This window comes from Faecalicatena sp. (assembly GCF_058819085.1).
Map to the genome: position 1 here is coordinate 38,580 of NZ_JBZUUL010000012.1, position 13,956 is coordinate 52,535.

Consider the following 13,956-nt stretch of genomic DNA (forward strand, 5'->3'; position numbering starts at 1 on the left):
ATCTCCTCTTTTCGTTCTATCATATTTTTTCTATCATACATTAACCGATAAACTCGCTTTACAATTTTATCACTCTTTATCCAATATTTCAATTATTTCTTGACATTACTTTTTTATTTCTCGTTATGTAGAAAGTTCCAGACTGATCCTTACTGCATCATTTACTTTTCTCATCAATCCACTGTCTACATGGCAGACAAATTCTTTGAGTCTTTGTTTATCAATGGTGCGGATCTGTTCCAGTAATATCACTGAATTTTTGACAATATGGTATTTCTCCGCACTGATCTCGATATGGGTCGGCAGCTTTGCTTTATTCATCCTGGATGTGATCGCAGCACAGATTACCGTAGGGCTGTGCTTATTTCCCACATCATTCTGAATGATCAATACCGGACGGATGCCGCCCTGTTCCGAACCTACCACCGGACTTAAGTCCGCATAATATATATCTCCTCTTTTTATCACCAAATCACTTCACACTCCGATTCTCATACTCTCATATGCAGGAATGCCCTATGGCTTTTTCAGCCGGACAGCACCCTGTATAGGAATACTTTCTGTTATATATGCCTCCCTGTTATCTGGTTGGAAAGCATACTAAAGTATTCCCTGCTTTTTCGGATGTATGCAAGTGCACGGAAAATTTACTAGGACAGATATTCTACCTGTTCCACGACTTTCCCGCCTTTTGTGTAAACTCTCGGAATCCGCCTGCCGAGACAGCAGACAAATTCATAGTTAAAACGCCCGCAGACCGCGCTTAATTCCTCCACCGGAATATGTTCATCCTGGTCATAGCCTACAAGCACCACCTGATCCATGAACTTTACGTCCGGAATATCTGTCACATCGACCATGAACTGGTCCATGCAGACACGTCCCAGGATCCGGGCACGTTTTCCATGGATCAGTACGTCTGCCTTATTGGACAGTCCTCTGGAATAGCCGTCTCCATATCCGACAGGCACCGTGGCCACCCTCATCTTCTTCTCGGCTGTAAAGATCCCGCCGTAGCTGATAGATTCCCCCGGCTCAACATCTTTTACAAAAGTGACGTGGCTGATCAGCTCCAGCGCCGGGCGAAGGCTTAATGACTCCTTTTGCACCTCATCGGAAGGGTACATGCCGTAGGTCGCGATCCCGGCCCGCACCAGGTCATGTTTCATTTCAGGAAAATCAATGATTCCTGCGCTATTGTCGCAATGATAATATGTAATATGAATCCCCTTATCTTCCAGGGCTTCCTTCACCCAGGCAAACTTTTTATGTTGTGCAAGCGTATAACTTTTATCTGTCTCGTCTGCCTTTGCAAAATGTGTGAAAACACCTTCCACCTCTACATGAGGCAGCCGGCTGATCCTGGCGATCTTTTGAATGCTATCCTGGTCAGGCAGAAACCCAAGTCTTCCCATCCCTGTATCTATCTTAATATGAAAGCAGGCTGTCTTCCCAAGTCTGCCGGCCGTTTCAGATAATTCCTGAGCTGTTTCTTCCATATAAATAGTAGCACGGATATCATAGGCGAGCATCTCCTCGTACTGTTCCGGGAAAATGCATCCCAGCACAAGGATCGGTTTCTCAATACCTGCCTTCCTTAAGGAAACAGCTTCTTCAAGGCTTGCTGTCGCATACCCCCAGATATAATCCTTCTCCTCAAACATTCTCGCGATCGGAGCCGCACCATGCCCGTAGCCGTCCATCTTTACAACAGCAATGATCTTTGCGTCCTCCCCGATGTGCTTTTTCATCTGTTCCATATTATATTCGACTGCATCCAGGTTCACCCTGGCATACACTCTGCTGTATTGTTTCATCTGTCCATACACTCCTCTGTCTTTTTCGTACAGCAGGCGATTCCTGCTATTAAGTCTTCTGCCAGCACACTGTAAGACCCTTTCATTTTCTTAGCCTCATCCCCTCCGCAGGCATGCAGATATACCCCGCAGGCCGCTGCATCATAGATTTCCATATGCTGTGCAAGAAGTCCTGCGATCACACCGGCCAGCACATCACCGGAACCTGCCTTAGCCATGGAGCTGTTGCCGGCCGTATTGACAAAAATAGGATGATTCCTTTTAACCACGATCGTCCGTGCATCCTTGAGAGCACAGACAACCCCATACTTTTCTGTAAAGGCCCTGGTCCTTACGAACCGATCTTCTATCAGCTCTGCCACAGAGCAGCCAAGCAGCCCGGACATCTCCTTCATATGCGGAGTCAGAACGATGGGTGACTCCTTTTCCTTAAGCAGCTCAAGATGGCAGGCAAGCAGATTCAATCCATCCGCGTCCACTACGCAGGGGACCTTCACCTCTGTCAGAGCCGTCTTCAATATCTGTTCTGAAATCCTGTTCTGGCCCAGGCCGCATCCGATCCCGACTACATCTGCCCAGGAAAGAAGCCTCTTGAGTTTTTCTTCTTCAAACTCTGTATAGGTAGAAATAATCGCTTCCGGCAGGAGCTGCTGCAGGATCACACGGTTATCCTCAGACGTATAGATTTGTACCAGTCCTGCACCGCTTATATACGCGGCCTTCGCACTTAAATATGCGGCACCGGACATTCCCGTGCTTCCCGTAATCATCAACACCCTGCCATATGTCCCTTTGTGGGAATTCGGTCTCCTCGGCGGGAGCAGTCCCGGCAGGTCCTTCTTCTCGTAGGTGTAACACAGTGCATTCTCATCTTCGAAAAGACTTTTGCTGATCCCGATATCCACAGTCACGGTCTTTCCCGCATAGAGATGCCCCGGATGAAGGATACAGCCCAGCTTCTCACACTGGAACGTAACGGTTAAGTCTGCTTCAAAAGCCGTCCCCAGCACTTTCCCTGTGGCTGAGCAGATCCCCGATGGGATATCCACGGCTGCCTTTGTCCCCTTGTGTGCATTCATTCTGGCAATGGCATCCCGGTAATCTCCGGTGATCTCCCGGTTCAGCCCCACTCCAAAAACAGCATCCACTATAGTAGTATATTCCTCATCTTCCTCAGTTGTGACCATGGGAACACCGCAATTTTCCGCAATCTGCCTCTGGCACCTGCAGTCGGCACTCATAGAAGTTTCCCGGCCCACAAAAACCGTTCTTGCATCATATCCTTTTTCCTTCAAGAGCCGGGCAATGGCAAACCCATCCCCCCCGTTATTGCCTGAGCCGCAGTAAACAAGCACTTTATTTAGATTTAGCTGCTCCTTTTCCATGACATCCACAAAAGCAAGGGCCGCTCTCTCCATCAGAACCATAGAAGGAATCCCGATCTTGTTGATCGTGTAATTATCAGCCTTCTGCATCCATTCTCCTGTAGGGAGGTATCTCATATTATCACCATCCTAACTTCGTTTGAAATAAATAACGTGTAAAAAAGGCAGTCTGCCTTCGTTACACGCTTTGTATTCTCTATCATTTACCATGTTCTTCATTGTAGCGGCTGATATTGTAGGAAAGCTTCATCAAACTGTCTGACAAATGTACGCTTTCTACGATCACATCATCCGGCAGATTCAGGTCTGTGTGTGCAAAGTTCCAGATTGCTTTGATCCCGCTGTCCACCAGTATGTCTGCCACTTCGATCGCTTTTGATTTCGGAATCGTGAGTGCTGCGATCTCGATATCGTTATGCTTTAAGAAGTTCTTTAAATCATCCATCATGCGTACCGGTATGCCGCGGATGCTGACCCCTTCCAGTCTTGGATTCACATCAAATAATCCTTTCAGAAGGAAACCGCTCTTCTCAAATGAAGCATAATTGGCAAGTGCCTGTCCAAGATTACCCGCGCCGATAATAATCATATTATGTTCTCTGTTCAATCCTAAAATCTTCCCTATCTCTGTATAGAGATACTTTACATTATACCCATATCCCTGCTGACCGAAACCACCGAAATTGTTCAGATCCTGCCGGATCTGTGAAGCAGTGACATTCATCTTCTTGCTCAGATCGTTTGACGAGATCCTTTCTACGCCTGCATCCAGTAACTCTCCCAAATATCTGTAATATCTTGGCAGCCGTCCTATTACTGCACGTGATATTTCTCTCTCTTCCACAGCATTCACCCTCCAAACTTAGTCTAATACATTGCTTTGTAAAGATCTATGACAGCATCATATGTCCATACATAGGTGTTTACAAAACAATGTACCAGACTTTATTATATAGAATTGCGTGGACAAAGTCAATTTTTTAGTTGTATTTTACTCTATTTTCGTTATAATGAAAGGAGTGTACCCTAATGGCATCCTGTAATATATGCTCCCGGGTATGCATTCTCTTGGGGCATCCGCAAAAATGGAATCTCAAGATACACTTAAGATACAGGAGGTTTTTTATGATATTCGCATGTCATAATCTCAATAAATCATTCGGAGAACAGCTGATCGTAAAGGATGGCTCTTTCCATATAGAAGACAGAGAAAAGGCGGCTTTAGTCGGCGTAAACGGCGCAGGCAAATCCACTATTTTAAAGATGATCGTAAAAGAGGAGTCTGCTGACAGCGGCGAGATCGTATTGACCAAGGGGCGCACCCTAGGTTATCTGGCCCAGCAGCAGAATCTGGAAGGCGGACGTACGGTCTATGAGGAAGTGAAGACGGCAAAGGCTGATATCATTGAGATGGAGCTCCAGATCCGTTCGATCGAGCATGAATTAAAGTCCTTAAGCGGTGAGGAGCTTGCCAAGCGTCTGGAGACCTACAACCGCCTCATGTCACAATTTGAGGCACTAAACGGTTACGCCTATGAGAGTGAGATCGTCGGTGTTTTAAAGGGACTCGGATTTACCGAGGAGGACTTTTCCAAAAGAACTGATACCCTCTCAGGAGGTCAGAAAACGCGTGTTTCCCTTGGGAAACTGCTTCTGACCAAGCCGGATATCCTGCTTCTTGATGAGCCTACCAACCATCTGGACTTAAACTCTATCACCTGGCTGGAGACTTATCTGTTGAATTATCCGGGGGCTGTATTGATCGTGTCCCATGACCGTTTCTTTTTGAACCGGGTCGTCACAAAGGTCATTGAAGTGGAAAACGGTGCTGTGCGTATGTATTCCGGAAATTATAAGGATTACGCCGATAAAAAACAGCAGATCCGCGATGCGATGCTCAAGGAATATTTAAACCAGCAGCGTGAGATCAAGCACCAGGAGGCAGTCATCGAAAAGCTCCGCTCCTTCAACCGTGAGAAATCGATCAAGCGTGCGGAGAGCCGGGAAAAAATGCTCAACAAGATGTCACTGGTAGAAAAGCCGCAGGATGCGGCAAAGGAGATGCACCTGACACTGGAGCCCTCCTGCATCAGTGGAAATGACGTACTAAAGGTCGAGGACCTCTCCAAGGCGTTCGATTCCCAGGTATTATTCCAAAATATCAGCTTTGAGATCAAACGCGGGGAGCACGTGGCCGTGATCGGTGACAACGGAACAGGAAAGACCACTCTTCTCAAGATCCTGAACCAGGTAGTTCCTCCGGATACAGGCTTTTTCACCCTCGGTTCCAAGGTAAAGATCGGCTATTACGACCAGGAGCACCATGTCCTGCACGAGGATAAGAATATCTTTGATGAGATTTCTGATGATTATCCAACACTAACCAATACGCAGATCCGCAATACCCTGGCTGCTTTCCAATTTACCGGGGATGATGTCTATAAGCTGGTTGGCGACCTGAGCGGCGGTGAAAAGGGGCGCGTTTCCCTGGCGAAGCTGATGCTCTCCGAAGCCAACTTCCTGATCCTGGATGAGCCCACCAACCATCTGGATATCACCTCAAAGGAGATCCTGGAAAAGGCCTTGAATGAGTATACCGGGACTGTCCTGTATGTGTCCCATGACCGTTACTTCATCAACCAGACTGCAACACGCATCTTAGAGCTGGTGAACCAGACTTTTGTAAATTACATCGGTAATTACGACTACTATCTGGAGAAAAAAGAAGAACTGACCGCTGTATACGCCGCACCTGCCAAAGGTACTTCCGCGATATCCAGGTCAGACCGTGCTTCTGCCCTATCCGGTGCATCCATAAGCCCGGCCGGAGAATCTGCCCCGGGTGAGACGGTTTCAGCCGGTAAACTTAGCTGGCAGGAACAAAAGGAACAACAGGCAAAGGAACGTAAGCGGCAAAATGAGTTAAAAAAGACCGAAGAGCGGATCGCTGTTTTAGAAGAACGAAACGCTGAGATCGATGAGCTCATGACCCACGAGGATGTCTATTCCAATTCTGTAAAATGTCAGGAACTGGCTGTGGAAAAGACAGAAAATGAAGAAGAATTAGAAGTCCTCTATGAGAAATGGGAGGAACTGGCAGAATAGGTGACTCTTGCAGAGATGAAAAAGAGAGAGGCATAAAAAAGGGAAGGCTGTCCTTCCCCTTTTTATGCCTTCTTTTCTTATAAACGCTCTGCGATGGCTTTGATAAAGTCTTCGCTGTTTAATACCGTTGGATTCTCGATCGTCGTGATCAATGCCAGATCCTTTGTCATGCTGCCTGATTCGATCGTATCGATGGTTGCCTTCTCAAGTCTGTCCGCAAATTCCATCAGCTCTTTGTTTCCGTCTAATTCTCCGCGTTTTCTAAGCGCTCCTGTCCATGCAAAAATCGTTGCCACAGAGTTCGTGGAGGTCTCCTCGCCTTTTAAATGCTTGTAGTAGTGACGCTGCACTGTACCGTGGGCAGCCTCATACTCATAATATCCGTCCGGAGATACCAGCACTGAGGTCATCATAGCAAGAGATCCAAATGCAGAGGAAACCATGTCGCTCATGACATCTCCATCGTAATTCTTACATGCCCATATGTAACCGCCCTCTGACTTCATCACACGTGCAACGGCATCATCGATCAGTGTATAGAAATATTCGATTCCAGCTGCCTTGAACTTCTCATCATATTCCGCATCATAGATCTCCTGGAAGATGTCCTTGAATGTATGGTCATACTTTTTAGAGATCGTATCCTTTGTTGCAAACCACAGATCCTGCTTTGTGTCCAACGCATAGTTAAAGCAGCTTCTCGCGAAGCTCTCAATGGACTGGTTGATATTGTGCATTCCCTGTACGATCCCGGGGCCTGCGAAATTATGTACCAGCTCTTTTGTCTGGGTTCCGTCCTCTGCCGTATAAACTAATTCCACCTTACCTGCACCCGGGATCTTCATCTCAGAACCCTTGTACACATCTCCGTATGCATGTCTTGCAATGGTGATCGGCTTCTTCCAGTTCTTTACACATGGTTCGATTCCTTTAACTACGATCGGCGCACGGAAAACAGTTCCGTCCAGGATCGCACGGATCGTCCCGTTAGGGCTCTTCCACATCTCTTTCAGATCATACTCATCCATACGTGCGGCATTCGGTGTGATAGTTGCACACTTTACGGCTACTTTATATTTCTTCGTAGCATTGGCAGAATCAATGGTCACCTGGTCGTTCGTCTCATTTCTGTGCTCCAGCCCCAGGTCATAATACTCTGTGTTGAGTTCAATGTATGGCTCCAGAAGATTATCCTTGATCATCTTCCAGAGAATCCGTGTCATCTCGTCGCCGTCCATCTCAACAATCGGTGTGGTCATCTTAATCTTTTCCATCTTATCTGTCTCCTCCTAAAATTTCGTCGTAACCTTGCTTTTTCAGGTTCTGTATCACATGCAGAATATGCTCGTTAGCGAGCTGTTCCGCAAGGTCTGCGTCCTGATCCCGGATGGCACGTAAAAGCTGCTTATGCTCCCGGATAGACTTTCGCGCACGGTCTTCTGAGACAACAGAAGTCTCTCTTGCCATCTGGACGTACTTGTGGAAATCAAGCAGCACATGGCTTAAGATCCTGGAATTAGAGGCTTCATAAAGAATCGCATGGAACCTTCCATCCAATTCTGCCATCTGCTCCGCACTGCCTCCCCCTTCTCTCTTCATATGGAATTCAGAAAGAAGCATGATCTCATCCAGCTCATCCAGCTGTTCTTCAGTAATATTCTCTGTTGCCCACCTTGCACACAACCCTTCCAGCATAGAACGGATCATGTAGATATCGCTGACATCTTTCGGTGAGATTCCCGTCACATACGCTCCCTTATTGGGAATGATAGAAACAAGCCCCTCTAACTCGAGCTGCCTTAAAGCCTCACGAACAGGAGTACGGCTGACCCCAAGCTCTTTCCCAATAGTGTTCTCCCTTAATTCATCGTTTTCTTTATACTTTCCTTTTAGAATATCGTCCCTGATTCTCTGGAAAACGCGGCTGCTTAAGGAATTATCCTGATATTCTCCCATTTTACTATTATGTCCTCCCAAGTTAGAGTGTCATATGCAGTTCACTGCATATACTATCTATTTTGGCAACTAATTCCTCATCTGTCAAGACCGTAACGCGACCTTCTTCATATTCTTTATCCACCCACAGCTTCACCGCCTTCACAAGCTCGGAATTTTTATCCACCTGACGGTCAGCCCCAAGCTTGTAATAAGCATTGATCCAATATGCGATGCCTGCAATGCCGGACGTATTTGAAACGGATACAAGCGCCGGACGGTTCAGAAACTTATCCGTGTCAAAAATATTATAGATCTCTTCATTTTTCAACATACCGTCTGCGTGGATACCTGCACGTGTCACATTGAAGTTCTTTCCGATGAAAGGTGTGCTGGCCGGGATCTCATATCCGATCTCTTTCTCATAGTATTCTGCCAGCTCTGTGATGACCCTTGTATCCATACCGTCCAGAGTTCCTCTGAGCTGGGCATATTCAAAGACCATTGCCTCTAAAGGAGTATTCCCTGTACGTTCCCCGATACCAAACAGAGAACAGTTCACGCCGGATGCCCCATACAGCCATGCTGTTGTAGAGTTATTGACAGCCTTGTAGAAATCATTATGTCCGTGGAATTCGATCAGCTCACTTGGAACACCTGCATGGGTCCTCAGTCCATAAATGATGCCAGGTACGGAACGCGGGATCACTGCTCCCGGATAGTTCACACCATATCCCATAGTGTCGCAGGCGCGGATCTTCACCGGAATCTTATACTCTTCCATCAGCTTCATCAGCTCCAGACAGAACGGGATCACAAATCCATAGATATCTGATCTTGTGATATCTTCCAGATGACATCTCGGGCGCACACCTGTCTCCAGACATTCTCTGATCACAGAAAGATAATGCTCCATAGCTTCTCTCCTGGTCATCTTAAGCTTGTAGAAAATGTGATAATCGGAGCAGCTTACCAGAACCCCCGTCTCCTTCAAGCCGATATCCTTCACCAGCTGGAAGTCCTTCTTATTCGCGCGGATCCAGCTCGTGATCTCCGGGAATTCATATCCTCTTTCCATGCATTTATAAACTGCATCACGGTCCTTCTTGCTGTACAGGAAGAACTCACTTTGTCTGATCTTCCCATTAGGTCCGCCTAATTTATGTAAATAGTCAAAAATCGTTACGATCTGCTCGGTTGTATAAGGAGCCCGTGACTGCTGCCCGTCCCGGAAGGTCGTATCTGTGATCCAGATCTCCTCCGGCATGTGGTGAGGCACGATCCTGTCATTAAAGGCGATCTTCGGGATCTCATCATAATGGAATAGATTCCTGAACACATTCGGAGTCTCCACATCCACCAGCGGGTACATGTACTCCTCGAGTTCCAATAGATTTGTATGCTTATTCAAATAAACCTGTCTGTTTTCCATCATAAAATTCCTCCTAAAACATTCTGTTATCTCGTGTCAGTATATTCGGACGCTCTTATATTTTGCATCCTTGTATAATTGTATACAAACATACAACTTTTGTCAATACGTTAACACACTAAATCACAGAATTATTAGAAGACCTTCCAAAGCTAAAAGGGGAGAACGCCTCATGCATTCTCCCCAAATATCTTCTAAACGACCTATTTGATCACTCTGACCTTTAAGACCCCTTCGATCTTTTCAAGCTCTTCTGCTACATCCGCAGCAACATCCCCGTCCACATCGATCATGGTATAAGCATATTCCTTCTTGCTCTTATTCGCCATCAGAGAAATGTTCATGTCTGCCTTTGCCAGCAGTGCTGTAAACTGTCCCAGCATGTTCGGGATATTATGGTGCAGGATGGTGATCCTGGAACCATCTCCTTTTACACCCATATCACAGTCCGGATAGTTCACCGAGTGAGTAATATTACCGTTCTCCAGGTAATCCTTTGTCTCCTTGACTGCCATCATCGCACAGTTGTCCTCGGATTCCTCTGTGGAGGCTCCCAGATGAGGAATCACGATCGCCCCCTTCACTCCGGCGATCTCCGGTGTCGGGAAATCTGTTACATAACATTTTACCTGGCCGGATACAAGTGCATCTACCATGTCCTCACTGTTAACCAGGAGGTCTCTTGAAAGGTTTAAGATGACCACATCTTTTTTCATCAGGCTGATCGCATCCTTATTGATCATGCCAATGGTATCCTTTAATGCAGGCACGTGGATCGTGATATAATCACATTCCTTGTATAATTCATCCACCGTCTTTGCATGATGGATATTCCTGGACAGCTTCCAGGCTGCATCCACAGAGACATAAGGGTCATAGCCGTATACCTCCATCCCCAGATGTGTCGCTGCATTTGCCACCAGTACACCGATTGCACCGAGTCCGATGACACCCAGGGTCTTCCCTTCCAGCTCTGTTCCTGCAAAAGCTTTCTTTTTCTTCTCTGTCATCTTCACCAGATCGCCGTCTTCCTCGTGCTCCTGGACCCAGTTGATGCCGCCGATGATATCACGGGCAGCGAGGAGCATACCTGCGATCACAAGCTCCTTTACCCCATTGGCATTCGCTCCCGGCGTATTAAATACAACGATACCTTTCTCTGCACATTTATCGAGAGGGATATTGTTGACCCCTGCTCCTGCACGGGCAATAACTTTCAAATTTGCGCCAAACTCCATCTCATGCATGCTTGCACTTCTGACCAGCACTGCATCCGCTTCTTCTACTTTCTCTGTTTTAACATAGTTTTCATCAAATTTCTCCAATCCCACCTGGGCGATCGGATTCAGGCAATTATACTTATACATCTTACAGATTCTCCTCCTCAAACTTCTTCATGAATGCAACGAGTGCTTCTACCCCTTCATATGGCATTGCATTATAAATACTTGCGCGCATGCCGCCTACACTTCTGTGGCCTTTCAGGTTCTCAAGTCCTGCTTCCTTTGCTTCCTTTACGAACTTCGCATCTAAGTCTGCATTTCCTGTGACAAAGGGTACATTCATCAGAGAACGGTCTTTCTTCTCTACTGTGCCCTTAAACAGTCTGCTCTGATCCAGGAAATCATACAGAAGCTTTGCCTTCTTCTCATTGCGTGCCTTCATCGCCTCAAGGCCTCCCATGGCTTTGAGCCATTTGAACACCTTGCCGCAGATATAGATCCCGTATGCCGGAGGGGTATTGTAAAGTGACTTTGCATCTGCATGTGTCTTATATGTAAGCATGGTAGGTGTTCCCGGAAGAACGTCCTCTGTGATCAGATCCTCGCGGATGATCACGATGACCATACCTGCAGGTCCGATATTTTTCTGGACTCCGCCGTAGATTATACCATATTTTGTCACATCAACCGGCTCGGATAAAAAGCAGGAGGAGACATCTGCCACAAGCGTCTTCCCCTTGGTATTCGGCAGTTCCTTGAATTTAGTTCCGTAGATCGTGTTATTTTCACAGATATATACATAATCTGCATCCTCGGAGACCGGCAGATCTGAGCAGTCCGGAATATAGGAAAATGTCTGATCCTCAGAAGATGCGATCTTATTCACCTTCCCGTATTTGGATGCTTCGCTGGCCGCTTTCTTTGCCCACTGTCCTGTTACAATGTAATCTGCTACTTTATTTTTCATCAGGTTCATTGGGATCATGGCAAACTGCTGTGATGCACCGCCCTGAAGGAACAGTACCTTATAATTGTCAGGAATATTCATCAGCTCTCTTAAGTCGGCCTCTGCCGTTGTGATGATCTCCTCGAAAGCCTTTGAGCGATGACTCATTTCCATAACTGACATTCCGGTCCCGTTATAATCTAACATCTCTTCTGCTGCTGACTTTAATACTTCCTCCGGTAAAACTGCCGGTCCTGCTGAAAAATTGTACACTCTACCCATTTCTTATTTCCTCCTGAACTTTTAAATATATTAGCACCTTAACATACAGCTTTGCCGCATATCCGGCGAGACTGCATCCATAGCCATAATTGACGCCGGATACACACCGATATGCTGCAAAGCTGCAGGAAAAGATATTTAACTGTGGCTGATATCATTTTCGTCAAAAGCTTCACTGATGGCAGCACCCGGAGCTACCATCGGCCATACCTTGTCATCACAGTCGATCTGACAATCAATGACAACCGGCGCTTTCATCTCCAACGCTTTTGCAAACGCTTCCTTAAATTCTTCCTGTGTGGTGACGCGGATTCCCGCTGCTCCCATAGCCTTGGCAAGCTTAACAAAATCAACCGCATCATTCAACACAGTCGCGGAATAACGCTGTTCATAAAATAGATTCTGCCACTGGCGAACCATACCGAGTACATGGTTATTGATCACCACCTGGATGACCGGGATCTGATGTCTGACCGCGGTCGCGATCTCATTCATATTCATGCGGAAGCATCCATCCCCCGCGATATTGACAACAAGCTTATCCGGGCATCCCGTCTTGGCACCTAAGGATGCACCGAGACCATATCCCATTGTCCCAAGACCTCCTGAGGTCAGGAAGGTACGCGGCTTTGTATATTGATAAAACTGTGCTGCCCACATCTGATGCTGTCCGACCTCTGTGACGATGATTGCATCCCCATGGGTCTGTTTATAGATCTCTTCTACCACAAACGGTCCGGTCAGGACATCTGCATGGTATTTCAGCGGATATTTTTCCTTATAATCCTGGATCTTCTTCATCCATTCAGGATGGGACTGCTGTTCCAGTTTAGCGTTGACCTTCTTCAATACTTCTTTCAGATCACCAACAACGCCCTCCGTGATCAGGACATTTTTATTCATCTCCGCTGCGTCAATATCAAACTGCAGGATTTTAGCATTTTTCGCAAACTTCTTTGTGTTGCCTGTCACACGGTCGCTGAACCTTGCGCCGATCACGATCAGCAGATCGCATTCACTGACTCCATAGTTGGAGGTTTTGGTTCCATGCATTCCAAGCATGCCCGTATAACGGCTGTCTGTTCCAGGGAATGCACCTTTTCCCATCAGCGAATCGGTAACCGGAGCGTCCACCTTATTGACGAATTCCATCAATTCTCTGCTGGCACCTGATAAAACGGCTCCTCCACCAACAAATATGTAAGGACGTTTCGCTTTGCTGATCATGGCGACTGCGGAGTCCACATCCTTTTCACAGATCTCTGCCGGGTCCATCGGCGCCACTGGCTCGATCTTAACAGGTTTGTAATCTGTCTTATTCCCGGTCACATCCTTAGGAATATCGATCAGGACCGGTCCCGGTCTTCCTGTCTGCGCGATCCGAAAAGCTTTGCGGATCGTTTCTGCCAGCTTATTGACATCCTTTACGATAAAATTATGCTTTGTGATCGGCATCGTGATCCCCGCGATATCGATCTCCTGGAAACTATCCTTTCCAAGGAGAGAGACACCTACATTACAGGTGATCGCCACCACAGGGATAGAATCCATATAAGCGGTAGCAATACCTGTCACCAGATTCGTTGCTCCCGGTCCGCTCGTAGCAAAACATACCCCTACTTTTCCGGTGGCCCTTGCATATCCGTCTGCCGCATGTGCAGCCCCCTGTTCGTGGGAAGTCAGGATATGTCTGATCTCATCACTGTGTTTATATAATGCATCATAAACATTCAAAATCGCTCCGCCCGGATACCCGAAAACCGTATCCACGCCCTGCTCTTTTAAACATTCAATGACAATTTCTGCTCCGGTTAAATGCATACTAAGACCT

Annotated in this window: 11 protein-coding genes; 1 reads left to right on the forward strand and 10 read right to left on the reverse strand. The window is 46.8% G+C overall.

Annotation, left to right across the window (positions count from 1 at the left end; translation table 11 throughout):
• Window positions 1-123 precede the first annotated feature (123 nt).
• The 4 genes from AC4OGX_RS05970 to AC4OGX_RS05985 form a co-directional block, all read right to left on the reverse strand.
• Complete coding sequence (locus tag AC4OGX_RS05970; RefSeq protein ID WP_216241576.1) at window positions 124-471, reverse strand: type II toxin-antitoxin system PemK/MazF family toxin; 348 nt, start codon at window positions 469-471, stop codon at window positions 124-126.
• Window positions 472-650: 179 nt separating this feature from the next.
• Window positions 651-1,817 carry an alanine racemase gene (gene alr / locus AC4OGX_RS05975; protein WP_493329091.1) on the reverse strand — a complete coding sequence of 389 codons (1,167 nt, stop codon included), beginning with the start codon at window positions 1,815-1,817 and terminating at the stop codon, window positions 651-653.
• Window positions 1,814-3,319, reverse strand: coding sequence for an NAD(P)H-hydrate dehydratase (locus tag AC4OGX_RS05980; RefSeq protein WP_493329092.1), 1,506 nt, complete (start codon window positions 3,317-3,319; stop codon window positions 1,814-1,816). The genes alr and AC4OGX_RS05980 overlap by 4 nt, the downstream gene beginning before the upstream one ends.
• A gap of 82 nt (window positions 3,320-3,401) precedes the next feature.
• A complete protein-coding gene (locus tag AC4OGX_RS05985) occupies window positions 3,402-4,046 on the reverse strand; it encodes a redox-sensing transcriptional repressor Rex (protein WP_493329093.1) in 645 nt (214 codons plus the stop codon).
• 281 nt (window positions 4,047-4,327) lie between these two features.
• On the opposite strand from AC4OGX_RS05985, the gene AC4OGX_RS05990 reads away from it, so the two are divergent.
• A complete protein-coding gene (locus AC4OGX_RS05990) occupies window positions 4,328-6,307 on the forward strand; it encodes an ABC-F family ATP-binding cassette domain-containing protein (protein ID WP_493329094.1) in 1,980 nt (659 codons plus the stop codon).
• A gap of 77 nt (window positions 6,308-6,384) precedes the next feature.
• Here AC4OGX_RS05990 and AC4OGX_RS05995 read toward each other — a convergent pair whose 3' ends face one another.
• The 6 genes from AC4OGX_RS05995 to ilvB all read right to left on the reverse strand — a co-directional run bounded on the left by AC4OGX_RS05995 (window position 6,385) and on the right by ilvB (window position 13,946).
• Window positions 6,385-7,581 carry an NADP-dependent isocitrate dehydrogenase gene (locus tag AC4OGX_RS05995; RefSeq protein ID WP_493329096.1) on the reverse strand — a complete coding sequence of 399 codons (1,197 nt, stop codon included), beginning with the start codon at window positions 7,579-7,581 and terminating at the stop codon, window positions 6,385-6,387.
• Window position 7,582: 1 nt separating this feature from the next.
• Entirely contained in the window at window positions 7,583-8,263 is a 681-nt protein-coding gene (locus AC4OGX_RS06000) for a GntR family transcriptional regulator (RefSeq protein WP_493329097.1), read from the reverse strand.
• 22 nt (window positions 8,264-8,285) lie between these two features.
• Window positions 8,286-9,674, reverse strand: coding sequence for a hydroxymethylglutaryl-CoA lyase-like TIM-barrel protein (locus AC4OGX_RS06005; RefSeq protein ID WP_493329172.1), 1,389 nt, complete (start codon window positions 9,672-9,674; stop codon window positions 8,286-8,288).
• A 203-nt stretch (window positions 9,675-9,877) separates the two neighbouring features.
• Entirely contained in the window at window positions 9,878-11,041 is a 1,164-nt protein-coding gene (locus AC4OGX_RS06010) for a phosphoglycerate dehydrogenase (protein ID WP_493329098.1), read from the reverse strand.
• A 1-nt stretch (window position 11,042) separates the two neighbouring features.
• Window positions 11,043-12,125, reverse strand: a complete 1,083-nt coding sequence (serC, locus tag AC4OGX_RS06015; protein WP_493329099.1) for a 3-phosphoserine/phosphohydroxythreonine transaminase — start codon at window positions 12,123-12,125, stop codon at window positions 11,043-11,045.
• A gap of 138 nt (window positions 12,126-12,263) precedes the next feature.
• Window positions 12,264-13,946 carry a biosynthetic-type acetolactate synthase large subunit gene (gene ilvB, locus AC4OGX_RS06020; protein WP_493329100.1) on the reverse strand — a complete coding sequence of 561 codons (1,683 nt, stop codon included), beginning with the start codon at window positions 13,944-13,946 and terminating at the stop codon, window positions 12,264-12,266.
• Window positions 13,947-13,956: the final 10 nt, after the last annotated feature.

What these genes read in the sequence shown, in the direction of transcription:
- ilvB (WP_493329100.1), bottom strand. Translation starts at nt 13,946, where the DNA reads ATGCATTTAACCGGAGCAGAAATTGTCATTGAATGTTTAAAAGAGCAG.
- AC4OGX_RS06005 (WP_493329172.1), bottom strand. Translation starts at nt 9,674, where the DNA reads ATGGAAAACAGACAGGTTTATTTGAATAAGCATACAAATCTATTGGAA.
- serC (WP_493329099.1), bottom strand. Translation starts at nt 12,125, where the DNA reads ATGGGTAGAGTGTACAATTTTTCAGCAGGACCGGCAGTTTTACCGGAG.
- AC4OGX_RS06000 (WP_493329097.1), bottom strand. Translation starts at nt 8,263, where the DNA reads ATGGGAGAATATCAGGATAATTCCTTAAGCAGCCGCGTTTTCCAGAGA.
- AC4OGX_RS05980 (WP_493329092.1), bottom strand. Translation starts at nt 3,319, where the DNA reads ATGAGATACCTCCCTACAGGAGAATGGATGCAGAAGGCTGATAATTAC.
- AC4OGX_RS05990 (WP_493329094.1), top strand. Translation starts at nt 4,328, where the DNA reads ATGATATTCGCATGTCATAATCTCAATAAATCATTCGGAGAACAGCTG.
- alr (WP_493329091.1), bottom strand. Translation starts at nt 1,817, where the DNA reads ATGAAACAATACAGCAGAGTGTATGCCAGGGTGAACCTGGATGCAGTC.
- AC4OGX_RS05995 (WP_493329096.1), bottom strand. Translation starts at nt 7,581, where the DNA reads ATGGAAAAGATTAAGATGACCACACCGATTGTTGAGATGGACGGCGAC.
- AC4OGX_RS06010 (WP_493329098.1), bottom strand. Translation starts at nt 11,041, where the DNA reads ATGTATAAGTATAATTGCCTGAATCCGATCGCCCAGGTGGGATTGGAG.